Source organism: Bythopirellula superficialaquae (assembly GCF_059632245.1).
This window is the reverse complement of record NZ_CP197426.1, coordinates 154,550-176,934: the sequence shown is the minus strand read 5'-3', so window position 1 is coordinate 176,934 and position 22,385 is coordinate 154,550. Positions and strand designations below refer to the sequence as shown.

At 56.7% G+C, this 22,385-nt stretch carries 21 protein-coding genes; 10 read left to right on the top strand and 11 right to left on the bottom strand.

Annotation, left to right across the window (positions count from 1 at the left end):
• Nucleotides 1–151 precede the first annotated feature (151 nt).
• From SH678x_RS00785 to SH678x_RS00745, 9 genes are all read left to right on the top strand, one after another.
• Complete coding sequence (locus SH678x_RS00785; RefSeq protein WP_496920974.1) at nucleotides 152–1,192, top strand: hypothetical protein; 1,041 nt, start codon at nucleotides 152–154, stop codon at nucleotides 1,190–1,192.
• A gap of 100 nt (nucleotides 1,193–1,292) precedes the next feature.
• The gene (locus SH678x_RS00780) at nucleotides 1,293–1,790 is read left to right on the top strand and encodes a SixA phosphatase family protein (protein WP_496920973.1); all 498 of its coding nucleotides are present in this window, start codon (nucleotides 1,293–1,295) and stop codon (nucleotides 1,788–1,790) included.
• A 288-nt stretch (nucleotides 1,791–2,078) separates the two neighbouring features.
• Entirely contained in the window at nucleotides 2,079–3,707 is a 1,629-nt protein-coding gene (locus SH678x_RS00775) for a phytoene desaturase family protein (RefSeq protein WP_496920972.1), read from the top strand.
• 116 nt (nucleotides 3,708–3,823) lie between these two features.
• Nucleotides 3,824–4,222 carry a Fe-S cluster assembly sulfur transfer protein SufU gene (gene sufU, locus SH678x_RS00770; RefSeq protein WP_496920971.1) on the top strand — a complete coding sequence of 133 codons (399 nt, stop codon included), beginning with the start codon at nucleotides 3,824–3,826 and terminating at the stop codon, nucleotides 4,220–4,222.
• The gene (locus tag SH678x_RS00765; protein ID WP_496920970.1) at nucleotides 4,219–5,502 is read left to right on the top strand and encodes an aminotransferase class V-fold PLP-dependent enzyme; all 1,284 of its coding nucleotides are present in this window, start codon (nucleotides 4,219–4,221) and stop codon (nucleotides 5,500–5,502) included. The genes sufU and SH678x_RS00765 overlap by 4 nt, the downstream gene beginning before the upstream one ends.
• A 101-nt stretch (nucleotides 5,503–5,603) precedes the next feature.
• Complete coding sequence (locus SH678x_RS00760; protein ID WP_496920969.1) at nucleotides 5,604–6,938, top strand: prenyltransferase/squalene oxidase repeat-containing protein; 1,335 nt, start codon at nucleotides 5,604–5,606, stop codon at nucleotides 6,936–6,938.
• 68 nt (nucleotides 6,939–7,006) lie between these two features.
• Nucleotides 7,007–8,203: a prenyltransferase/squalene oxidase repeat-containing protein gene (locus SH678x_RS00755; RefSeq protein WP_496920968.1), complete on the top strand. Its 1,197-nt coding sequence runs from the start codon at nucleotides 7,007–7,009 to the stop codon at nucleotides 8,201–8,203.
• A 102-nt stretch (nucleotides 8,204–8,305) separates the two neighbouring features.
• Nucleotides 8,306–9,241, top strand: a complete 936-nt coding sequence (locus SH678x_RS00750) for a M48 family metalloprotease (RefSeq protein WP_496920967.1) — start codon at nucleotides 8,306–8,308, stop codon at nucleotides 9,239–9,241.
• A gap of 2 nt (nucleotides 9,242–9,243) precedes the next feature.
• The gene (locus SH678x_RS00745) at nucleotides 9,244–9,744 is read left to right on the top strand and encodes a putative molybdenum carrier protein (RefSeq protein WP_496920966.1); all 501 of its coding nucleotides are present in this window, start codon (nucleotides 9,244–9,246) and stop codon (nucleotides 9,742–9,744) included.
• A gap of 245 nt (nucleotides 9,745–9,989) precedes the next feature.
• Here SH678x_RS00745 and SH678x_RS00740 read toward each other — a convergent pair whose 3' ends face one another.
• Nucleotides 9,990–11,057 (bottom strand): PA0069 family radical SAM protein, encoded by a 1,068-nt coding sequence (locus SH678x_RS00740; RefSeq protein ID WP_496920965.1) that lies wholly within the window; start codon nucleotides 11,055–11,057, stop codon nucleotides 9,990–9,992.
• A 238-nt stretch (nucleotides 11,058–11,295) separates the two neighbouring features.
• On the opposite strand from SH678x_RS00740, the gene SH678x_RS00735 reads away from it, so the two are divergent.
• Nucleotides 11,296–11,781 (top strand): FxsA family protein, encoded by a 486-nt coding sequence (locus tag SH678x_RS00735; protein WP_496920964.1) that lies wholly within the window; start codon nucleotides 11,296–11,298, stop codon nucleotides 11,779–11,781.
• Nucleotides 11,782–11,862: 81 nt separating this feature from the next.
• Here SH678x_RS00735 and SH678x_RS00730 read toward each other — a convergent pair whose 3' ends face one another.
• The 10 genes from SH678x_RS00730 to SH678x_RS00685 form a co-directional block, all read right to left on the bottom strand.
• Entirely contained in the window at nucleotides 11,863–13,464 is a 1,602-nt protein-coding gene (locus tag SH678x_RS00730; RefSeq protein WP_496920963.1) for a cytochrome-c peroxidase, read from the bottom strand.
• 88 nt (nucleotides 13,465–13,552) lie between these two features.
• On the bottom strand, nucleotides 13,553–14,071 hold the full coding sequence (gene tpx, locus SH678x_RS00725; RefSeq protein ID WP_496920962.1) for a thiol peroxidase: 519 nt from the start codon (nucleotides 14,069–14,071) through the stop codon (nucleotides 13,553–13,555).
• A 222-nt stretch (nucleotides 14,072–14,293) separates the two neighbouring features.
• The gene (locus tag SH678x_RS00720; protein ID WP_496920961.1) at nucleotides 14,294–14,827 is read right to left on the bottom strand and encodes a hypothetical protein; all 534 of its coding nucleotides are present in this window, start codon (nucleotides 14,825–14,827) and stop codon (nucleotides 14,294–14,296) included.
• A gap of 66 nt (nucleotides 14,828–14,893) precedes the next feature.
• Nucleotides 14,894–17,086 (bottom strand): tetratricopeptide repeat protein, encoded by a 2,193-nt coding sequence (locus SH678x_RS00715; protein WP_496920960.1) that lies wholly within the window; start codon nucleotides 17,084–17,086, stop codon nucleotides 14,894–14,896.
• A gap of 280 nt (nucleotides 17,087–17,366) precedes the next feature.
• Nucleotides 17,367–18,506, bottom strand: a complete 1,140-nt coding sequence (locus tag SH678x_RS00710) for a GTPase (protein WP_496920959.1) — start codon at nucleotides 18,504–18,506, stop codon at nucleotides 17,367–17,369.
• Nucleotides 18,503–19,354, bottom strand: coding sequence for a type III pantothenate kinase (locus tag SH678x_RS00705; RefSeq protein WP_496920958.1), 852 nt, complete (start codon nucleotides 19,352–19,354; stop codon nucleotides 18,503–18,505). The genes SH678x_RS00710 and SH678x_RS00705 overlap by 4 nt, the downstream gene beginning before the upstream one ends.
• A complete protein-coding gene (gene obgE / locus SH678x_RS00700) occupies nucleotides 19,351–20,352 on the bottom strand; it encodes a GTPase ObgE (RefSeq protein WP_496920957.1) in 1,002 nt (333 codons plus the stop codon). Before obgE ends, SH678x_RS00705 begins: the two co-directional genes overlap by 4 nt.
• A 48-nt stretch (nucleotides 20,353–20,400) precedes the next feature.
• On the bottom strand, nucleotides 20,401–20,772 hold the full coding sequence (locus tag SH678x_RS00695) for a four helix bundle protein (protein ID WP_496920956.1): 372 nt from the start codon (nucleotides 20,770–20,772) through the stop codon (nucleotides 20,401–20,403).
• Between the two features lie 151 nt (nucleotides 20,773–20,923).
• Nucleotides 20,924–21,175 (bottom strand): 50S ribosomal protein L27, encoded by a 252-nt coding sequence (gene rpmA / locus SH678x_RS00690; protein ID WP_496923101.1) that lies wholly within the window; start codon nucleotides 21,173–21,175, stop codon nucleotides 20,924–20,926.
• 84 nt (nucleotides 21,176–21,259) lie between these two features.
• On the bottom strand, nucleotides 21,260–22,255 hold the full coding sequence (locus SH678x_RS00685) for a hypothetical protein (protein WP_496920955.1): 996 nt from the start codon (nucleotides 22,253–22,255) through the stop codon (nucleotides 21,260–21,262).
• Nucleotides 22,256–22,385: the final 130 nt, after the last annotated feature.

The following is a 22,385-nucleotide window of genomic DNA, read 5'->3' as shown; positions in this document are numbered from 1 at the left end:
ATGGATTTATTCGTGCTATTCGTGTCGATTCGTGGTTTGTTCCGTCGCTGACTCACGGGGTTGGCCAGAGCGCTCGTCGCCGACGCGCTTGGCCTCGCGGCTAACTTGCGGACGCTCGCCGGAATGATCAATCGCCGATATACTGCCCCTTATGGCGTGGATGATCGGTATCGACGAAGCTGGTTACGGACCCAATCTCGGGCCGCTCGCGGTCGCGGCCAGCGCGTGGTGGGTGGATGAAGAAAAGGGAGAAGGCGGAGGGCGGAGGGCGGATTCAAATATCGCCGTGCTAGCCGCAGCCGGCAGGCAGCGGCCGACCAACACATGTCTCTACAAACGACTCTCGAAGATCGTTTCCCGCGCGGCATCGGAACGCAAACTGGCGATTGCCGATTCCAAGCAACTCTATAAACCAGGGCTGGGATTAAGGCAACTCGAACGTGGGGTACTGGTGGGCTGGCGAACGTGTTCATCCACACACGGCAGCGGGACGCTGCCGGCTAAATGGAGTTGTTTGATGGCGCGCCATGCGCCGGCGCTGGCGTGTTATGCCGAGTACGATTGCGATCTACCGGTAGATACCACGCATGATGAAGTGGAAAAGCTCACACAGCGCTTCAATACCGCTTGCGGCTTAGCGGCCACAAAGCTCGTCGATCTACGCGTGCGGCTCGTGTATCCCCGCGAGTTCAATGAACTCACGAATCGCTTCGGTACCAAAGGCGCCGCACTCTCGCATATTTCCATCGGCCTGGTGCGCGAAGTCATGGATTCGATCTCGGATAACTCCCCCCACTTACGCGGGAGGCTCACGCGAATCGTTTGCGATAAGCATGGCGGACGGAATCGCTACGCGGCCCTTTTGCAGCATCACTTTCCCGAACAGTGGATCGACACGCTGGCCGAAAGTGGCCCCGCGAGTCGTTATGCTTGGGGACCAACCGACAACCGCGTCGAAATTTGTTTTCGCGTCAAAGGAGAAACGGAACTCCCCGTCGCGCTCGCGTCGATGACTGCCAAGTATCATCGCGAGCTGGCCATGCGGGCGTTCAATCACTTTTGGTGTTCGCGAATTCCTGAGCTGCGCCCGACGGCCGGTTATCCGCTGGATGCGAAGCGATACAAGGCAGCGATTGAGCCGTTGCAACGCAAGTTGAAAATCGAAGACGATTGCTTGTGGCGGTGGCGGTGATGGCACGATGTCATCCCCGCGCAGTCGGGGATCCAGGACAAGACGAAGACATGGATTCCCGCCTGCGCGGGAATGACGTTTGACGACGGGAGAATCACACATGAGCACCAAGATGATTTACATCGCCCGGCATGCTTGGGCTTATGACTATGGCGATCCGCGTTGGCCGGATGACTCGCAGCGCGAACTCGAACCCGAGGGGGTCGAGCGCTATCAAAAAATGATCGCGCTCTTGGCCGAGCGGGACTTTGCACCCGAAATCATCGCGACGAGTCCTTTCGTCCGTTGCCGACAGACGGCTCAACTCATTGCCGCCAACACACCCCTTAAACCCGAGATCGTCGATCAAACCGCACTCGAGCCGGGCAGCGATTTTGAAAGTCTTGCCGAGTGGACCCGCTCCTGCGACGCGAAGTCGGTCTGTTGGGTGGGACACGTGCCCGATGTGTCGTGGCTCACGGCAACGTTGGTGGGTGATCGCCGTGCGAATTTGCGTTTCGCCAAAGGCTCGATCGCCGCGGTTCGCATGCACGGCGAAATCGATTTCGCCCAAGGAGAACTCATGTGGCTCGCCACGGCCAAGATGCTCGGCGTGTGAGATTAGGCAAATGTGGTAAAGCTTAATCAGATCGAAGAATAGGCCGCCGACGAACACGGATTGGGCGGATTCTCGCGGGAAGAAGAAAATGTTAAATGCAAAGCGATCAATGCAAAAATTTAGAATTGGCCTCACCCATTCCTGCTTGCTCGGCCGCCTCCTTGAAAATCAGTGCTCATCTGTTAAATCCGCGTTCATCAGTGGCCTATAGAGAAGTGGCAAATTCGTCGGATTCAGCTACAATTTCGTGTTTCGAGCCCAACGACATCGGCAAGGAAGTGAAACACGATGGCCAACCACGGCAAATACGACGTAGTCATCATCGGCGGAGGACATAATGGCTTGGTCGCGGCGGCTTACTTGGCCAAAGCTGGCCGCAAAGTGTGCGTTTTAGAACGCCGCCACGTCTTGGGTGGGTGTGCCACAACCGAAGAGATCTGGCCCGGCTACAAAGTTTCGACCGCCGCGTATGTGATCAGCCTGTTTCAAACGCAGATCATTCAGGAACTCGCGCTCAAGGAATATGGCCTGCGGATCTTGCCGCGCAGTCCATCATCATTCACGCCCCTGCCCGATGGCCGCAGCTTGTTGATGGGCCCCGACCCCGCGCTCAATCAGCGCGAAATCGGCAAGTTCAGCATGCGCGATGCCGCGGCCTATCCACGCTACGAAGCCTTACTGGAACGGGTGGCTGCAACGTTAGAACCCGTGCTGAGCGAAGCCGCCCCCGACCCCCTCCCCTTGCCATCAGACTGGCGGAAGATCGGCATGGGGAAAAAGCTCCGCGATGGCAAGAAGATTCTTAATTTGCTGAGCGCCACAAAAGCCCTCGGGGCGGATTTGCCCGAAGCCGTGGAACTACTCACCGGCGCTGCACGGCCAATCTTAGAACGTTGGTTTGAATCCGACGTGCTGCGCGCGACGTTGGCAACTGATGCCATCATCGGCGCGTTCGCTTCTATCAGTTCGCCCGGCAGTGCCTATGTACTGCTGCATCACGTGATGGGCGAAGCTGGCGGCTCGCGCGGCGTGTGGGGCTACGTGCAAGGAGGCATGGGGGGTTTGTCGGATGCTCTGGAAAAAGCGTGTGTCGATCTCGGCGTGGAAATACGCCGCGAAGCGCCCGTACATGCGATTCACACCGACAAGCATGGCACAAGTGGTGTGGGGCTTGAAGACGGTTCGCAATTGGAAGCGCGGGTCGTGGCTTCGAGCGTTGACGCCCATCTCACTTTTGAACGACTTCTTTCCCCTGAAGTCTTGCCCGCTGAGTTTCGCGAAGCGGTTGCACGCATCGATTACTCGTCAGCGTCGGCGAAGTTGAATCTTGCACTTAGCGAGCCACCGAAATTCACGTGCGTCCCCGGCGAGGGAGTTGGCCCGCATCATCACGGCACGATGCACATTGGTCCGTCGCTCGATTATTTGGAACGTGCCTACGACGACGCCAAGTATGGCAAACCGAGCGAGAATCCCATTCTCGAATGCACGATGGCCACAAGTGTCGACTCTACGATCGCCCCGCCGGGCAAACATATCCTGTCGATCTTCGTGCAGTACGCGCCGTACAAACTGGCTTCGGGAAATTGGGACGAAATCAAGGAATCGTTCGCGGATCGCTGCGTCGAAGTGCTGGCTCAATATGCCCCTAATATCCCCAATGCCATCGAGCATCGCCAATTTTTGAGTCCGCTCGATTTGGAGCGGACCTTCGGCATCACCGGGGGCAACATCATGCAGGGGGCCATGCCGCTGCATCAGCTTTATTGCTTCCGCCCCGTGGCAGGCTGGGCCGATCACCGCACGCCCGTACCGGGGCTCTATTTATGCGGTGCGGCGAGCCATCCCGGCGGCGGCGTCATGGGAGCCTGCGGCCGCAACGCCGCCCGCGAAATCCTGCGGGATAAGCCATGGTAGTTGGGTCAATGTGAAATGCTGGATGTGATCATCCAAATGTAAGAAAAACGAACGCAAATTGCGTATAATGTGTCTCTGACATCTGCCATCTCACATCATATATCTGACATTTCCCCATGCCCTCCGAAGAAGAACTTTACCAGGATCACATCCTCGATCACTACGAAGACCCCTTTCATCGGGGAACGCTCCCGACGGCCACCCATGCCCACCAGGACAAGAACCCGTTATGCGGCGATGTCGTGCGGATCGAGCTCGAACTCGATGATGCAGGTAAGATCGTCGACGCGTATTTCAATGGCGAAGGCTGCGTGATCAGCCAGGCTTCGGCTTCGATGCTGCTCGAAATGCTGCAAGGCAAAACGGTCGACGAGATCAAAGACTTTTCCGCTGAGGACATGCTGGAACTCTACGGCCCACGGCTCACGCCCAACCGCCAGAAGTGCTGCTTGCTTTCGTGGAAGGTTCTGCAATCGGCCGTGCATTCGCCGGTGGAAAGTTCGGGCCAATCATGAGCAATCTCGCCACACTCGACGAAGCGGCTTTGCTGCCGGCTTCCTTGCGCGAAGACTTTCCGATCCTCACCAGCGACGTGCTCGACGGCCACCCGCTCGTGTTTCTCGACAACGCTGCCAGTACTCAGCGCCCCCGGCAAGTGATTGACGCGATCACGCGCATCTATGAGCACGACTATGCCAACGTTCATCGCGGGATTCACACACTCAGCGAACGCAGCACCGAACAATACGAACAAGCCCGCGAGAAAGTCGCGGCATTTATCGGAGCCACCAACGCCCGTGAAATCATTTTCACGCAAGGCACCACGGGATCGATCAATCTCGTGGCACGAAGTTGGGGCGAAGCCAACTTAAAGCCCGGCGATGAGATTATTAGCACGGTGATGGAGCATCATTCCAATCTCGTTCCGTGGCAGCAAGTCGCTGCCAAGACGGGCGCGGTGATGCGACACGTGCCGCTCACCCTCGATGGTCGACTCAACATGGAGGAGTTCAAAAAACTGCTCAGCGAGCGAACCAAGCTCGTGGCCGTGGCGAGCGTCTCCAATACACTGGGCACGATCAATCCGATTGCCGAAATCGTGACCGCCGCTCATGCCGTGGGTGCATTGGTGTTGGTCGACGCCGCGCAAAGCGTGCCGCATCTACACACCGATGTGACCAAGCTCGACGTCGATTTCCTGGCCTTCAGCGGACACAAAATGCTTGGCCCGTCAGGGGTGGGCATTTTGTACGGCAAGGAAAAACTGCTGGACGCAATGCCGCCGTTCCTCGGGGGGGGCAGCATGATCAACGAAGTGCGGCTCGATAGCTTTACTCCCGCCGAGCTGCCCGCCAAGTTTGAAGCGGGCACTCCCCCAATCGCTCCAGCGATTGCGATGTCGGCGGCGATTGAATACCTGGAGAACATCGGTCTCGACGCGATTCATCGCCACGAGGACGTGCTCACGCAATACGCTTACGAGCAGCTCAATCAAATCGAAGGCCTACACATCCTGGGCCCACCGCCGGAATTCCGAGCGGGACTGATCAGCTTTGCCTTCGAGCGGGTTCATGCCCATGAATTCGCGCAAGTGCTCAACGACCGCTTCGGCGTGGCCGTGCGCGCGGGGCATCATTGCACCCAGCCCTTGCATAACTCGCTAGGAATTTCCGCCAGCACCCGGGCGAGCTTCTACCTTTACAACCGCCCCGAAGATGTCGACCGTTTGATCGAAGGGGTCATCGCCGTGCAAGCGATGTTCGCCCCCAAAGGACGCCGTCGGCGCTCGCAATAAATTCTTGGGAACTCTTTCCCCGCCCCTGGCGTCGAAGGCTCTGGCAGGCCGATTTACCGCGGCCCTTATCCCTCCCATGCCCCCTCACAAGGAGTCAAACCATGACTTCGCGCCGATTGTCTTGCCTTGCGCTCACACTGCTAGCGACTGTGAGTCTCTCCAAACTCCTCACAGCGGAGCCGATTTCCGCCAATCCTGAACAAGCTGCAACACGGCAAGTTCTCGAACAATTCACCGTTGTTAAAAAGCCAGAACCGGCCCCACAACCTATCGCACCCGGAGCATTCCCCGAATTCGTGAAAAAGGGAATCACTTGGTTGATCGCCGCGCAGCACACGGACGGTGGTTGGGGTGGCGGATCGCACGCGCAACAAGGCGTTCGTGATCCCCAGGCCGTACAGACCGATCCCGCCACGACAGCCTTCACTCTGCTTTCACTCATGCGTGCCGGCCACACGCCCTTTGCTGGTGAATACCAATCGCAAATCAAGAAAGGTTTGGAATATCTGCTCACCACCGTCGAGCAAGCGCCGACCGAAGGCCCGCTGATCACCAACATCGAAGGGACTCAGCCACAAGCCAAGTTGGGCCGCTACGTCGATACAGCTATGACGTCGCAATATCTGTCGCGCATTTTGCCACTCGTGAAAGAGGACGAAGTTTTGCACAAACGGGTGAACGCCGCGATTGATAAGTGCCTTGTTAAGTTGCAACTCTCGCAGCAAGCCGATGGCAGTTGGAGCCAAGGGGGTGGCTGGGCACCGGTGTTGCAATCCTCGTTGTCCTGCTCCGCTTTGGAAATCGCCGCTGCCAACGGCAATAAAGTTGATAAGGCGATTCTCGACAAAGCCCGCGACTATCAAAAAGGGAACTTCGATCAAGCTTCAGGTCGTGTAAGTGCAACCTCAGCTGCAGGAGTGGAATTGTATTCGTTCAATGGTTCGTTCCGCGCAAACGCCGCTGACGCCAAGGAAGCGGAAGATCGTTTTGAACTTGCCAAAGAAGAAGGCCGACTGCCAGCGACGGCTGCGATGAGCGAAGATTCGCTCAAGATCGCCGGCGTGGGCGACAAAGCCGCTCGCAAGTTGGCTGCTGCCGCTCAGCAAAACTTGGCCCAGATTGCTCGCCTCGACGACGAAAAATTACTGGCTGGCTTCGGCAACAACGGCGGCGAAGAATATCTCAGCTACATGATGACCAGTGAAACGCTCGTGATCGCCGGCGGCAAGAAGTTCAACGATTGGAACGGCAAGATGGCCGAGCGGCTCGAAAAAGTGCAAAATGGCGATGGCAGCTGGAGCGGCCATCATTGCATCACGAGCCCCGTGTTTTGCACGGCGGCCGCGGTGCAGTGCCTAACCGCCGAAAACGATGCCGAGTTTCTCAACGCGATGGCCAAACGCACGAATGCCGAGCAACTGGCCACCGCGAAGTAAATAATAGCATTAACCAACGCCCAGGGATTGCAATCCCTGGGCGTTATCTCACTCGAAATCATCACCACATGTATCGCATCATTTTCATTCTAGTGCTGATCCTTTGCGGAGTGCCGTCCTATGCCGCCGAGCAACGAACTCCCGCCGAAGCACTCGCCAAGGCCAAAGAATATCTCTGGAGCCAACAGCATGACGACGGTTCCTGGCGAAGCGAACAGTATGCCGTCATGCGTTCTGGCCAAGCGCTCACGCCGTTTGTGCTGCACACTTTGCTAGCCAGTACCGATTCGCTCACACCCACAGAAATCGAAAAAACCAAAAAAGCGATCGCGTTCATTGTCTCGCAACTCGATGACGATGGGGCGATCGGCAAGGCTGATCCCGATATTTTGGAGTACCCCGTTTACAGTACGGCCTACGCCATCTTGGCCATTGATCGTCTTCGCAAGCTTGATCAGGAAGCGAGTGCGGAGCATCGTCTAAAGGCATCAAAAATTTTGATTAGGTTGAACCGTTTTCTGATCTCCTCTCAGTTCGACGAGAAAAGCGGCTTCACCACAGAAATGCCTGCCTATGGTGGCTGGGGGTTCGATAAGGCTCAGCAGCCCGGCGACCCAGGACACATGGATTTGGCACATACACGAAGGGCGATCGACGCTGCCTTCGCACTTGGTGTTCATTTTACCAACAACGGCGGTGATGTTCGTGCAAAAACACAGCGTTTCCTCGCCGTCGTACAAAAGCGACCTGACACACACAATGTGCAACCTGTCCCCGAAGACGTCGAACGACCGCAAAAAATTCCCTTCGACGGCGGATTCTATTTCTCCCCCGTCGTGTTACAAGCGAACAAAGGCCGTCTCGATAAAGATGGCAACTACTGGCGGAGCTATGCCACGGCCACGTGTGATGGAATCCTCGCGCTCTTAGCGGCGGGAGTTCCCAAGGACGACGAGCGTGTGACTACCGCGGTGCAGTGGCTTAAACAACACACCAATCTTGACTACCCCCAAGGGATTCCGACCGAATATCCCGAACCTTGGGGCGATGCCCTCAAGTACTATCACTTCGCCGTCCGTGCCGAAGTGTACGCTGCACTCGACTTCCCCACCGCAGAGAAGCGGGCCCTCGCCAAAAAGGTCGCCGCCCTCGAGCACCCCGACGGCAGCTTCGCGAATGCCGAGAGCCCCCTCATGAAAGAAGACGATCCGCTACTAGCCACAGCGCTAGCCGTCGTCGCCCTCTCCCATTGCACCGACCAATAGCCGCTTGCGGCTTAGCGGCCCCGCGCACACGCCCCAACTTTTCTTTTCCCCGTTTCCTGCTATAGTGGACGCTCGTTAACCACTCGATCCTGGAACGGCGATATGGCACGTACGTCGACCCTCCGCTTTCCCTTTCCTCAATCCCGCGGCAATTCTGGCCAGCGCCGACAAATGTTCGGCGGCTCGGGTGCGGGGAGCGCGCTGAAAGCGCGGCTCCTGATCGCGCTCGCGATCGCGGCCTTCGCCTTCTTGAGCTATTACGCCAAGTCCAAGGATATCAACGAAGTCACGGGTGAACCCGAGCGGGTCGCCCTCACCGACGAAGCCGAAGAGATCCAACTTGGTTTGCAGGCCAAGCCGGAAATGATCGGCATGCACGGCGGACCATCCCGGAACATCGCCGCACAGCAACAAGTGCAAACGGTCGGCTGGCGACTCTTGGAAGCGCTCGATAAGGAGCTCGCAAAATTCAATCGCGAGAATCCGGGTGCGAATCGTCGCAACCCTTATGAAGAAGCGTTTCAGTTCACGCTGCTCTCCGATCCCAAAACGGTGAACGCGTTCGCCCTGCCCGGCGGGCAAGTCTTCATCACCGAAGCCCTGTATGCCGCCCTCGAAACCGAAGGGCAACTCGCCGGTGTGTTGGGCCACGAAATCGGCCATGTCCTCTCCCGCCATGGCAACAAACAAATGGCCCGGCAAGGAATGTTTCAAGGGCTCGCCGGTGCGATTGGCGTACTCGGTGGGACTCAAGAATCGGCTCAAGCCGCCCAGATGATCTCCGCCACGCTCAGCATGAAGTACGGTCGCGAAGCGGAACTCGAATCCGACGACTGGGGCGTGCGGCTTTGCTATCAAGCCGGTTACGATCCCCGCGCGATGATCGGCGTGATGAAGGTCCTCGAAGAAGCCGGCGGCGGACAAGCCCCACCCGAGTTTTTCAGCACGCATCCCAAGCCCGCCAACCGCGTCGAGTTTATCGAACGGGCTATCGAAAAATACTTCCCCAGCGGCGTGCCCGACAATTTGCGTAAATAGCAATGGATTTGCCACGCGACTTCACGATTGTGTCAGGCGGACAGACGGGCGCGGACCGCGCCGCTCTCGATTTCGCCCTTCGCTTTGGCATTCCGCACGGTGGCTGGTGCCCTCGTGGCCGACTCGCCGAAGATGGGCCCTTGGATGATCGCTATCAACTCACGGAAACTCCGTCGTTCAAATACGATCAGCGAACCCGCTGGAACGTCCGCGACAGCGATGCCACGCTAGTTATCACAATGCAAGCCACCCCCACCGGCGGCACCGCTCTGACATTGGCCGCCGCGCGCCAGCAAGGCAAACATTACTTGCATATTGCCCGCGAGACCATCGCTTCCATAAGTGATGCAGGTGAACAAATCGCCGAGTTTATCGCCGAGCATCACATCGAACGACTCAACATCGCAGGCCCCCGCGGCTCGCAAGAACCGGAAATCGCAGCCTTTGTAACCGAACTACTCACCTCCGCCCTGGCTGCGAATGTCTTTGCTACAGAAGAATAGAACGCGGATGAACGCTGATTAGGCGGATACTCGCGGATTTATTACAGGAGAAAGCAGAGCGAGCAGAGAATATGAATTCAGAAGACTTACAAACACCAATCAATACGAATTAATTCTAATTAGCGAAGATTAGCGGCCATAAGTGTTCGAATTCCCTTCTTATCTCTGCTTCCTCCGCTATCTCCTGTAAAACTCTTCCCGCGATAATCAGTCCAATCCGTGTTCATCTGCGTTCTATGTACGATTCAAAACAACGACAACTGCCCGCTCGCACTTTTCGGTGGTCGAAACTGCGAACAATCCAGTGGTGTGAGCTTGCTGTTATCCAATCCATACTTCGCGGCAAACACTTTGAACGTCTGCGCGATCTGATCAGCGATTAATCCCGTGCCGCGCATCCGTTTGCCGAACTCTGCGCTGTTGTCGCGTCCTTCGCGCGTCGAGCGAACCCTTCCTTTCACTTTCTCGGCCTCGTCGGGGAGTTGCCGTTCGAGCCATTCAAAAAAAACTTCACGCACGGTCGTCGGCAAGCGCAGCAAGACATAAGACGCTCCTTCGGCCCCCGCTTCACTGCCAGCCTGCAAGATGGCTGGGATCTCGCTGTCGTTCAGCCCGGGAATGATCGGTGCCGTCATCAAAAACGTCGGCACACCAGCATCGTTAAGCGTTTTGATTGCTGCGATCCGTGCCTGCGGCGCGCTCGTGCGTGGCTCCATAATACGAGTCAGTTCTTGTCGCAAGCTCGTAACACTCAGCGCGACCCGCACCAAGTTCATCGCCGCCATTTCGCGTAGCAGGTCGAGATCGCGCGTCACCAGCGCGTTCTTTGTAATCAGCGTCATCGGCTGCCGAGCTTCGAGGGCCACTTCCAAACACGCGCGCGTGAGGCGAAACTCCTTTTCCGCGGGTTGATAGCAATCGGTCACGCCGGAAAAAGCAATCGGCTCGGGCTGCCATTTCGGCCGCACAAGCCAATCGCGAAACAACTCTGCGGCGCGCAGCTTCACCAGCACTTTGGTTTCAAAATCGATTCCGGCGCTCATCCCCAGATATTCGTGCGACGGCCTGGCATAGCAGTAGCTGCAACCGTGCGAGCAGCCTCGATAAGGATTGACGCTGTAGCGAAAGCCCACGTCGGGGCTGTCGTTCTCGCTGACAATCGATTGCGACGCGTCGACCAAATAAGTCGTCCGCGGCCGTTCGAGCCCTGCGAGATAGTCCTCGTCGTCGGCCACGTGCTCCAGATCGATCTCCTCAAGCACGTGCAGATAGGGATTAGCCGGCTGCGAACCCGCACCCCTGCCCCTCGGCATCGGAAAATTTCGATCCGCCATGTCACCCAACGCGCGCGTTCAGAAGAATTAGAGAACACTAATCGACGCTAATCTTCACTAATAAAATTCATTAGCGTTGATTAGTGGGAATTAGCGTTCAAAAACAACAACTGAGTATACATATGTTCACAATAAAGCGGTCAAGAGCATTTTACGATTACCGGTGACTCGTTTATGACCACTACAACTTGCGCCCGAATCCGCATACGATTACGTCATGCCACTTTTAGCCATTCCTTTGACATTCCTTGGACTCATTGTCCTTGAGCTGTGGATTCTCGTGAAACTGGGATCCACGTTTGGGATTCTGCCGACGATACTGCTCGTGCTCGGCGCGGGGATTATCGGTGCTTGGATTGCCAAGTGGCAGGGTTTGCACGCTATCTTGCGCGTGCAGAACGAACTGCGACAAGGTGTCGTCCCCACCCGCACCATCGGCGATGGCGCACTGATCCTCGTGGCGGGAATCCTGCTACTGCTGCCCGGCGTGATCTCCGACGTCCTGGGGATTGCTCTGCTGATTCCGCCGATCCGCCACTTGGCGATGTTTGGCATTCGCAACTGGTTCAGCAAGAACGTGCGCGTGCAAACCACCGCCTTCTGGCCAGCCGGTAGCGGCAAGCTTCCCGGCGACGACACCGTGCGCGGCTCGTCGACAATCGTCGACGCGAAAGTGATCGAATCGCATGTCGTGAAAGAGTAAACGTAACTAGCCGGAGGCACACCTGCCTCCGGGGTTTTCTCGGAGGCAAGTGTGCCTCCGGCTAGAGCACAATTTGCGCACCTACTTCGGCAACCGCCCTTGCTCCGGTTCCGGCAGTGAGCCTTGCAGCCCCTCTTTCATAAAGGCCACGAGATCGGCTTTATCTTGATCCGTGAGATCCAGCTTCTTGATCTTGTCGCTCAAGTACGGGTTGGGATGCCCACCCTTGGCATACCATTCGACGACCTCTTCCAAAGTCTTCTGCGTGCCGTCGTGCATGTACGGCCCGGTCAGAGAGATATTGCGCACAGTCGGAGTTTTGAACGCCCCTTTGTCCTTCTCTTCGCCCGTTTGCTCGAAGCGACCGAGGTCGGGCTTTTCCGCATCCATGCCGACACCCAGATTGTGATACAACTCGTCGGTGAAGTTGGCCCCCACGTGGCAGGTCGTGCAAGCCGCCCTGTCGCTAAAGAACAACTCCCCGCCGCGAATCGCCGACTCGCTGATCGGATGGGCTTCACTGACTTTCTTCAACTCCATGTATTCGTTGTAGAACTCTTCGTCCTCTTCCTTGAGCAATTCCAAATCTTCGAGGTCAGCTTCATAGGCTTTTTCAAACGTGGCCAGCTGCTGGTAGTAATCCCAAGGCGCGGGGCCGGTCACCAGCGTGCGTTCAAAACTCGCAATCGCTTTGCCGATGTTTTCGATGCTCAAGCCGTCTTCAAAAATCGCATCAAACTGTTTTTGATAGCCGGGGATTTTGGCAATCACTTTCACGGCCACTTCGTGCGTGTTGCCCATCTCGATGGGATTGGCAATCGGACCGATCGCCTGGTCTTCAAGCGACGTCGCTCGGCCATCCCAAAATTGTGGCCCGCTCAAAATTCGGTTGTAGGCCGTGGGGGAGTTGCGATTCCCCATTTGCGATTTCATGCCCACGCCGAACTGCGTGTCCTTGGCATAACCGAAGGCCGGATCGTGGCAGGTGGCACAACTAATCGTGTTATCGCCCGACAGCCGTGTATCGAAATACAACTGTCGACCGAGTTCGATCTTGGCACGGGTGAGTGGATTCTCTTCCACGCCTTGAATCTGTCCCGCCCCAGCCGCAAGACCCAAAGGCAATTCCGGCAACAGCACCGCACGATTCACCGGGTCTTGCAGCCATTTTTCGATCTGCTCATCGGTGAGATCCCCTTCGCCGGGAATGCCCATGAGCAACTCATTGCCCCCGAGCATGAACTGCTCGGTCTTTTCCTTGTTGGGGGTGGCAATGCCTTTGAATTTGTCGTCGATCTCGCGATCAGCTTCAACTTCTTCGATCGCTTCGTTGGCTTTTTCAACCGCTTCATCCTTAGCGGCCTTCTCGGCTTGAGCTTTGGGAGATGGCGACGCTTCTTCGGTCGATGGCGCAGGTGCCGATTCTGTCGCAGCTGGTTTAGCTTCCGTGGTGGCCGAGGGAGCCGCTTCAATAACCGCCGGATCAACTGCTGCTAATTCGACTGCGACGGCCTTCTCACCCGCGGCGGCGACTTCCTTAGGTTCCTCGGCGGGTGTGTCTGGCTTCTCAGGTGCAATAAGCTTCGGTTGGTCGTTCTCACCGACCGGCTTATCCTTTTGCATGGTATTGATCACCAGCGCAAGTGCCACAAGCGCTACGACAATTGCCAGAAACCTGCCCATTGTTCTTGCTTTCTCTTACAAGTTGATTGTGCATCATCAGAAATCACGAGCCGCCGCCGGTCGTGGCGACGGCTCGTGTGTTGATTGTTTACAGCTGGCCTTTTAGGGCAGCCATCGCTTCCTCATAGTTCGGTTCGCTCGCGACTTCAGGAACGTATTCGGCGTAGGCCACGTTGCAGTCCTTGTCGAGCACGAAGATCGCCCGGCTCAAAATTTTGAGTTCTTCGATGAGCGTTCCCCAGTTGTTGCCAAAGTTGCGATCTTGATAGTCGCTGCCGACTTTCATGTTCTTGATTTCTTCAGCACCGCAGAAGCGATTCATCGCGAACGGCAAGTCGAGGCTAATCGTGATGGCATTCACTTTGTCGCCAAGGGACGACAACTGCTCGTTGAACTTCTTGGTTTGCATCGCACAGACGGGCGTGTCGAGCGAAGGCACAACGCTCAAGATCGTCGGCTTGCCCTTCAGATCGGCGAGGCAAAGCTTCTTCAAGCCACCCTCAAAATAGTGGACGGTGAAATCGGGGGCGGGCTTACCCACCTCGACGGCCTTACCGGCCAACGTCATCGGATTACCCTTAAAAGTAACTGCTCCAGCGCGCGACATGATCGAACCCTTCCTGTGTATGAATGTGTGCAAATTTGCGAAGTTTCTCAGCCCTTTAGTATCAGGTTTTGCAGGGCAGATTCAAGGCCCACCAAAGGCGAGCGGGGGACGTAAGTCCCCTGCAAATTCTCACATACCAATGCATTTTTCTCGCATATCGCCGTTTGTTAAATACTGGCGCGAGGGCTTCACTGCGCGAGATTGATTGAGATTGCGCGAGGCTTACGCCTCCCGCTCGCCTTGGGCTGCGCGATAACAGAAATCGAACAGCGCCAGCCATTCGCGCTGCTGCAATTGGCGGAGTGCCGCAATTTGCTGGGCATCGTTGCTACGCAGCGCTCGCTGACACTGGTCGACGAATTGATGCGGGTCCCAGCCGGAACCATCGAGGCTGGTCAGCTTCGCGTAGACGGGGTGATCTCCCACGCGGTCGAACCAATATTTGGCGTTCGAGAAATCCCCTTCGCGGCGATGCATGATTCCATGCCAATAGCTGCCCGAGGGAGTATTAATGCCCTGACTGATGGTGTGCGACTCATCGAGAAAGTCGTGCAGCAGCCAGATTCCCGCCAACGCGCAGCGGGCCATGTCCATGTCCGCGATGTTGATTCCCGAGAATGCTTGATCGACCGTGAGAGCGCTCAACGCTTGACGCGATCCCTCAAGAGGAACACCTACATCAAGCGGCATCAACCGCTCCGCGGGAATCAACGCAGCAAATTCTCGACCATAACTGGCTGGATCAAATGCGCTCACATTGTCTCTCGCTTGCGGTTTCGCGGGTCCAATCCGCTCAATCGTAAGCGCATCACGACAAGAATGCTACTGCGTCGAATCGCTCAGGCTGCCGTTCACTTTGCGAGCCAGCACTTGATAGCGGGCCGCTGGTTCGGTTTTGCCCAGGGCTTGGTACATAGCCGACAGGTTTTCATAAGGCACCGACAATGATGTCGAACCCAACAGCCCCGCGTCCACCGCTTCTTCGATCAACTCCACGCCAGCGAGCGTGAGTTCCACGGCGCGCTCGCGGTCATTGGTCCGCCAGTACGACACGCCCATGCTCACCAACGCATCGCCATGCTGTTGTGGCACGGCCAAAGTCGTCACGGGAACGGGATTCAGCAACAGATCGACAGCCTGGTCGTACCACTTGCAAGCCGTGCTGTGATCTTCTTCGTGTACGGCAAAGACCGCACCGATTTGGAAGTAGAGGCGGCCCATGGTGTAACCCGTGTCGGGCAGTTCATCGCGTTGACGCGAGAGTTCGCTGAGTTTTTCCTCGGCAAGCTTGCCGAACTTCTTGGCCGATTCAGCATCACTTCGCAGATGTTCAATATCCGCGGCGTGCAGATAAGCCAAACCCAATTCCCAGTCGTACTGGCTGCAAGTAAGCACGTCGGGCGTTTCTTCGAGCAAGACTTTGACCGTTTCTTCCGCTTCTTCAACCCACAGTTTGGGATTGATCGGTTTGGCGAGATTCGTCGCCGCAGCCAAGGCACTCACGGCCACCTGCAAGCGACGTGGCAAGAAGCTCGCGTCTTCGTCGATCAACGCTTCGGCCAAAGCCGACGCCCGTTCGATCCATTGTGGCACGGCTTGGTTCTTATCTTGGAAATTGCCTTGGGCAATTTGCGTGGCAATCGCCAAGTGAGCATCAATCAACACACACTGAGCTGCATGTCGCATGGCCACGTCTTCGCTGTTGGCCAGGCCATCAGCAATCTCAATCGCTTTGCTATGAAGTTGAATCGATCGCTCGGCAACTTCCGACGAACCGAGCGACGCGAGTTGGCCCATTTCTTCCAGGGCTTCGGCGCGTTGGAGCGGCTCAACGCCTGGCAGTTCGAGAACTTTGCGTGCTTCGGCAACGGCCCGATCGTAGCGAGCCAACTGGCCAAGACATTTGGCCCACTGCAAGCGATATTCGTGATCATTCGGCGCGATTTCAACGGCCTCGGCGGCATAACGCTCGGCGGTCACGGCCTTACCCACGGCCAAATTATGGCACGAGAGCAAGTATTTGGCCTCGGCCGATTTCCGTTCAAGCGTCACCACTTGTTCGAGGTCAGCAATTGTCTGTGTGAGATTACTCTTGGCACTCTCTTTGGCTCGTAGCAAGAACAACCGCGAGCTAATCGATTCGAGCAGCACGCCGCTCACTTGTTCTTGGACGTCGGTGGATTCGCCGTCGCTGGCCATCACCATCCCGGCGGAATCAGAGAGCGTAAGAATCACGCCCCGTTCGGGATAGGCTTGATTGAAATGTGTTTTCGCGGCATCGCTCACAATCACGGGGCGAATACCTTCGAGTTGCATGCTGGTGATCATTTCGCTGATCGGCGTCGGTTTGTCGAGCGTAATCGTGATGGATTTCACGCGCTCACCGGCAAAGTTCACGTCGACCGATTTCAAGCCTTCGAATTGAAAGCTGAGAATTTTGGCATTCGTGTCGCCATTGGTTGGTGCTGTCCAATCGGAAAGCACTTCGCTGCGCGTCGAGATTCCCGGCGTAATCCCGTGAAACGTAACCGCTTCCAAAGTCGAATGCTCAGCCACAAGTGGCTCGTTCGGTTGCTCGGTCGCTTCAATCACGGGCTCGACGACCGGTTCGGCCTCGACTTCAGCAATCGGTTCTTCCACGACGGGTGGTGCTGCAACTTCAATCGCGACGGGCGCACTTTCCATGCGTGGCGGTTGAGCAGGAGCCATGGTGGGTTCAGCCAGTTCGGGCTCGTATTCCGAGATTTTCGAAATCGGCTCGAGTCGACGGCGTGTGCGCGGTTTGACAGGCGCTTTCGCGGGCTCTTCGCTGATCGTTCCCTTGGCGACGAGAATCGAGCGCTCGCCCTTGGGCTTTTGCGCGACCGCGACGACGGCGGGCTGCTCAGCTTCCCCTGACGCGGGGAAGTCCAGATCGGCGTAGCTGGAGCTCGCCATCAACAGTGCCGACAGCGCAACTTCCGCGATACGCGTAGCTCCGCTGACGATTGTGTGTTTCGAATTCCCCCCTTGCATGAACGCCCCTCCTCAGCGTCGATCCCTCCGACTCCTCATTCGTCGGTAGGTTTCTTCCCTGCTTACGGTTTGCATAACCGTCCTGCCAAAGATTTGTGAAAAGCCTCCTGGCGGCGCCTTCTACGCAACCATCATTTTTGTTATCGACCTTGACGAATGTCTGGCCTGCAACAAATGTTGCGAATAAGAAAAAATTACGCGAGGAGAAAGCCATGCTAGCGTTAGCCGGCAGCGTCCCGCTGCCGTGGAGTTAATGCCATCCAGGCACCGAAGGGCCTATTTAGAGCAACTCATCCAGAACCTCCGCCGCCCGCGCGGCTGCTCCTGTCTGGCAAAACTCAAGTGCAGAATGTACGCCCTGCTGCTGCCGTTCGTTAAACAATACGGCCGCTGCTGAAGCGGGAACTTCTGGCACTAATGCAGTCGCGATCGCGGCCAATAACGTATCGATTCCTGCGCCGGTCGTGGCACTTGTTGCGATCAAGTCGCCAGGAAGATTCGGGCCGCTGATGCGATCAATCTTGTTGACTACTAAGAGCTGCTTCTCAGGAAGTTGCAAGCCAAGACTGTTTACTTCCTGGGCAATCAATTCTTCATAAGTTGATGCTGAGCAGTCAGAAGCATCAATCACCCAGACCACAAGATCAGCATCCTTGAGCCGCTGCTTGGCGAGTTCAATCCCCGCGGTTTCGATTGCATCGCTAGCTTCATGCAGACCTGCGGTGTCGCTCAGCACGACGGGCCAACCCTCGATCACCGTGGCAGCCGTCACCACGTCGCGCGTGGTTCCCGGCTGGTCAAACACAATCGCCCGGCGATAACCCACCAGCGCATTGATGAGGCTGCTCTTCCCCACATTCGGCCGACCAGCAATCACCACCTGCCAGGGGCGCGTGAGATGCCTTCCCAATTCCGCGGTTGCCAACAAGGCAGCGATTCGTTGTTCCGCTGTCGAAGCGCCCTTCACGAGCAAATCGTGAATCGTTTCGAGTTCCAACCTCAACGCACCATGATATTGCTCCAGCAAAATTAACGCAGTCCGCGGGGAAGCGGCTTGCGCCAAGGCAATTTGTGCTTCGACTTTGAAGGCATCATCGTCTTGCCGTGCGAGCCAATCTTGCCAAGGGATCTGTTCACAACCTTGCGCTGTGAGATCAGCAGAAATCGCCGCCACCGATTGTGATCCTCCGTGGCAATGAATCTCCAGGAGTTCTGCGGCGTGACGACAAACAACGAGGTCTTCGCCATCAGAACTCCAACGTCCGTAAACAATAGACGCGATTCTCTGTTCAGCCAGACTGCGCCCGTTATTCGCACGGAAGTAATAGGCAACGGCATCAGCAGCCCGAGAGCCAGCGACCGCCACGACCGCCACCGCGCCACGGCCCGTCGGCGTGAGCACGCTAAAAACCGCGCTCACGGCTTGGCCTCGCACGAAATGGCGATTCCCGCGAGAACCAAATGCGGGATCAATCGCACTGTGAGTCCGCTTGTCTTGAGTGCATCAACAACGTGCGGTGCGTCGCCACCATTTAGAAAAAGTTCTGGCTGGCTGCCGACGGATTGACTCTGCTCGCGAATCAATTTCTCAAGGGCACCGATGAGCCCCCAATAAATCCCCGCCGACATCGCTTCGTTCGTATTCTTGCCGATCGCGTGCTGTGGAAGCTGCCAACTCTCCGGCGAAATGAGCGGCAACGATGCTGTCCCCGTGTGCAACGCACTGGCCGCCATCGTCAGCCCCGGCAGAATGGCCCCCCCTTCAAACACACCTTCCGCCGAAATCAGATTCACCGTGCAGGCTGTCCCCAGACTAATCACAATCGCCGGAGTGTTCGCGGAACGCAGGCGATTCACCGCCACGGCAGCGAGCGCCCGATCGATGCCCAACTTCTCCGGCTCGTTCACCGCCAGCTGAATCGGCAATTCCGATGTTTTGAGGATCCGTGGCGCAGCAAAACCGCTGAGCTTCAGGGTGTTGGCAACCGTTGTTGTCACTTCCGGGCTCACCGACGCGACAACGGCTTGAGGTTTGTGATCCACAAACTGCCCCAGCCACGAAGCCAACTCTTCGGCAAACTGCAACTTCGATTGATCGCGATGCGCGCAATCAAAGGTTTCCATCGGTTCTGGCAATCGCGGGGCGGCGATTGGCAATTGGCTGGGCTTCTCAGATTCACAAGCCGCGGTGTCGGGAAACCAACCAAGCTTCACGCGGCTTGTGCCGATGTCGATGGCCAACAAACCTGGCTGAATTGCCGCGCTCATTTTGCTTGCCGCTCTTTTGTGAGCAATGTGTAAGCACTCCGCACGACTTCATTGAGCCCCTGCCCCGTGACGGCGGAAAATAACAACACGGGCTTACCAATCTCCGCGGCCAGCTGATCACGCACTTCCGCCGCACCGGGGAGTTCCGCTTTGCTGACAGTGATTAACTCTGGTCGCGAGGCGAGATCGATGTCGTACTGCTCGAGCTCCGCGCGGATCGTGTGGTAGTTCTCAATGGGGTCGCTGCCATCCATCGGCGAGGGCTCGACCAAATGAATCAACACCCGCGTACGTTCCACGTGCCGCAGGAATTCATAGCCCAAACCGGCCCCTTCACTGGCCCCTTCGATGAGGCCGGGAATGTCGGCCATCGCGAACGAATGATCGGCATCGACCTGCACGATCCCCAGATTCGGAATCTTGGTCGTGAATGGATAGTCGGCAATCTCCGGCTTCGCTCGCGAAACCCGGCTCAACAGGGTGCTTTTCCCGGCGTTCGGCTTGCCTAGCAGTCCCACGTCCGCAATCACTTTCAACTCAAACGTAATCCGGCGAACTTCCCCTTCGCCCCCGCGAGTGTGCTCGCGCGGCACTTGGTTGGTCGCCGTCTTGAAGCGTGTATTTCCTTTGCCCCCTGCTCCACCACGCGCGGCGATCACCTGATCCCCCGCTTCGGCCAAATCCTTGAGCACAAAATCATGCTGGGCATCAATAACCACCGTCCCCGGCGGCACGCGGATGATCATGTCCTCAGAATTCGCGCCGTGGCAATTGCTCCCCATGCCCGGCGTGCCCGATCGAGCCCGCCAATGTTTGCGGTGCACGAGCATTTGCAAACTATCAACCCCCGGCTCGGCCACCACGATGATGCTGCCGCCGCGTCCACCATCACCCCCATCCGGTCCGCCCCGCGGAACATATTTCTCACGCCGGAAGCTGACGCACCCGTCACCCCCTTTACCGGCTTCAACATCAACAGTGACACGATCGACAAACATAGGAGATAGGACTACAGGTCTAAGGGACGATAGGACTGAGGGACTCTATTAGGTTCGCTGTTTATCGTTTCGAACAGCCTTGATAAGCCCATGTATTGCGGCAAAAGTTCGTGTGATTTGTTCTTGTAATTCTAAGTATCTTTGTTCCGAGATATAGCCTAGATCCTTGGATAGGAACAGAAAGTAGTCGACCTCGCTCAACGATCCGAGCGCAATCGTGAGAAACCTTAGATAATCGGCCTGAGAATCTCTGACTGCTCCTTCAGCAATATTAGCGGGGACACTAGCAGCTGCCCTCCGCAATTGGCTCGTTAACCCGTATCGCTCTATGTCCGGGAATTTGGCCGTGAGGCTATACACAACCAGAACAAATTCGTGACTGCGTTGCCATGCAACAATATTCTTGTAATTCCTCGCCATCGCTGAATACCCTCGAGATGTGCGAACAACTCCGTTGTACTAAATTCCTTCGTCCTATTGTCCTCTGGTCCAATTGTCCCATCGCCTCAATAAAAAAGGGATGCACCACGGGGGCGCATCCCTTGCTGTATCTAAAACTCAATCGCAGCGTTCAGCTTGCCAAGGGCAACACATTGATCCGACGACCTTCGCGGTCGAACTTCACTTCGCCGTCGATCAGGGCGAACAGAGTAAAATCTTTACCCTGGCCGACACCCTTGCCGGGATGGAACTTGTTGCCCAGCTGACGCACGAGAATATTGCCGGCGATCACTTTTTCGCCGCCGAAACGCTTCACACCCCGACGCTGGCCGTTCGAATCACGACCGTTGCGGCTGGAGCCTTGTCCTTTTTTATGTGCCATGGCAGTAGAGAGAATTGCAGGTTGCGGCAACCGAAAATCCGAAGCACCACGCCTCGCTTTTGGGTCACTCAGAGCCTGTCGATTTTAGCGGTAAACCCACTGATAGGCAATGCCTTCGCGGACCCCGTAAACCCCCGCCATGCCCGGGGCCGAACCATAGCGAATTTCCGTCTCATTTTCCTTGTAGGAATCGCCAGGACGCCAGAAATTCAGCTGCAAAACCTTGCGGGTAAACGTACGGCCCGTGCCAGGGGCAGCCCCCTTCGGAAAGTCCGCTGGGTCTTCCCAGTGGTAGGCATTGGTGAGCCCGCTCACATAAATGGCAAAGAAGTCCATCGCAGGATCAACATCTTCCCAAGTCGCCACGCCCCACAAACCACCCACGCCACGCCCCTTCTCGGGGTTCAAGAGTTGATTGCTAATTTGCACATTATTAAGCAACTCACCCTTGGGAAGTTCGCGGCGCTTGATCGCTTCCACCGCCGTCGGCATGATGCGATCCATATACGACTTGCGAATGGGATTCCCCTGTTGATCACGATCCAAACTAGTCAGCATGAACTGCGGAACAAAACGTTGCGGGCCCAACGATTGCTCAACCGTGGTGAACGTGTCGTCGTCTTTCTGCTTGGGAACCAAGCCCGCGCCGGTGTTGCGCACGCGGTAGACCATGTACCACACAAGTTTGCGTTGCATCTTGCCCGAAGGTTGTGGGATATCAACTTCCATCATCCGCAGCGGCTTGAACGAAAACTCCAAGCACCAAACGTCGCGACGGAACTCAGTGTCTTTGGCCATCTCAAACAGAGTGCGCGTATCAGACAGCAATTTCGGAGTGCGTTCCAAATCCAACTGAGCACGCAGTTCCACGACATCATGTTTGCTCACCGTGTCGGCGGGATCGAGCTGTGGAGGGATCGTGGTCAGCACGCCCGGCGCGAATTGAGGCCCCGTGTTCGCCACGTCGGCCGCTTGAGCGCGAACTTCGCTAACGGCAAGACATACAAGGGCACAAGCCAAAGCTCGCCGTAGGCAAAACCCAGCTCGCCACGAAAGAAACAAAGTAGGAACGCCGCGCATGGAATCTCTGTTCGCTAAGGGATCGAAATCAGACGCCGCCCGTCCACGGCCGCCTATTTCCAGTATAAATGCCGCCCCTCACCCCAGCAAACTTTTCCCGCCGTTAGCCGGCATCGTCCCGATGCCGTGC

Coding starts and splice junctions, on each gene's coding strand:
- SH678x_RS00785 (WP_496920974.1), top strand. CDS start 152: ATGGCGTGGATGATCGGTATCGACGAAGCTGGTTACGGACCCAATCTC.
- SH678x_RS00780 (WP_496920973.1), top strand. CDS start 1,293: ATGAGCACCAAGATGATTTACATCGCCCGGCATGCTTGGGCTTATGAC.
- SH678x_RS00775 (WP_496920972.1), top strand. CDS start 2,079: ATGGCCAACCACGGCAAATACGACGTAGTCATCATCGGCGGAGGACAT.
- sufU (WP_496920971.1), top strand. CDS start 3,824: ATGCCCTCCGAAGAAGAACTTTACCAGGATCACATCCTCGATCACTAC.
- SH678x_RS00765 (WP_496920970.1), top strand. CDS start 4,219: ATGAGCAATCTCGCCACACTCGACGAAGCGGCTTTGCTGCCGGCTTCC.
- SH678x_RS00760 (WP_496920969.1), top strand. CDS start 5,604: ATGACTTCGCGCCGATTGTCTTGCCTTGCGCTCACACTGCTAGCGACT.
- SH678x_RS00755 (WP_496920968.1), top strand. CDS start 7,007: ATGTATCGCATCATTTTCATTCTAGTGCTGATCCTTTGCGGAGTGCCG.
- SH678x_RS00750 (WP_496920967.1), top strand. CDS start 8,306: ATGGCACGTACGTCGACCCTCCGCTTTCCCTTTCCTCAATCCCGCGGC.
- SH678x_RS00745 (WP_496920966.1), top strand. CDS start 9,244: ATGGATTTGCCACGCGACTTCACGATTGTGTCAGGCGGACAGACGGGC.
- SH678x_RS00740 (WP_496920965.1), bottom strand. CDS start 11,057: ATGCCGAGGGGCAGGGGTGCGGGTTCGCAGCCGGCTAATCCCTATCTG.
- SH678x_RS00735 (WP_496920964.1), top strand. CDS start 11,296: ATGCCACTTTTAGCCATTCCTTTGACATTCCTTGGACTCATTGTCCTT.
- SH678x_RS00730 (WP_496920963.1), bottom strand. CDS start 13,464: ATGGGCAGGTTTCTGGCAATTGTCGTAGCGCTTGTGGCACTTGCGCTG.
- tpx (WP_496920962.1), bottom strand. CDS start 14,071: ATGTCGCGCGCTGGAGCAGTTACTTTTAAGGGTAATCCGATGACGTTG.
- SH678x_RS00715 (WP_496920960.1), bottom strand. CDS start 17,086: ATGCAAGGGGGGAATTCGAAACACACAATCGTCAGCGGAGCTACGCGT.
- SH678x_RS00705 (WP_496920958.1), bottom strand. CDS start 19,354: ATGAGCGCGGCAATTCAGCCAGGTTTGTTGGCCATCGACATCGGCACA.
- obgE (WP_496920957.1), bottom strand. CDS start 20,352: ATGTTTGTCGATCGTGTCACTGTTGATGTTGAAGCCGGTAAAGGGGGT.
- SH678x_RS00695 (WP_496920956.1), bottom strand. CDS start 20,772: ATGGCGAGGAATTACAAGAATATTGTTGCATGGCAACGCAGTCACGAA.
- rpmA (WP_496923101.1), bottom strand. CDS start 21,175: ATGGCACATAAAAAAGGACAAGGCTCCAGCCGCAACGGTCGTGATTCG.
- SH678x_RS00685 (WP_496920955.1), bottom strand. CDS start 22,255: ATGCGCGGCGTTCCTACTTTGTTTCTTTCGTGGCGAGCTGGGTTTTGC.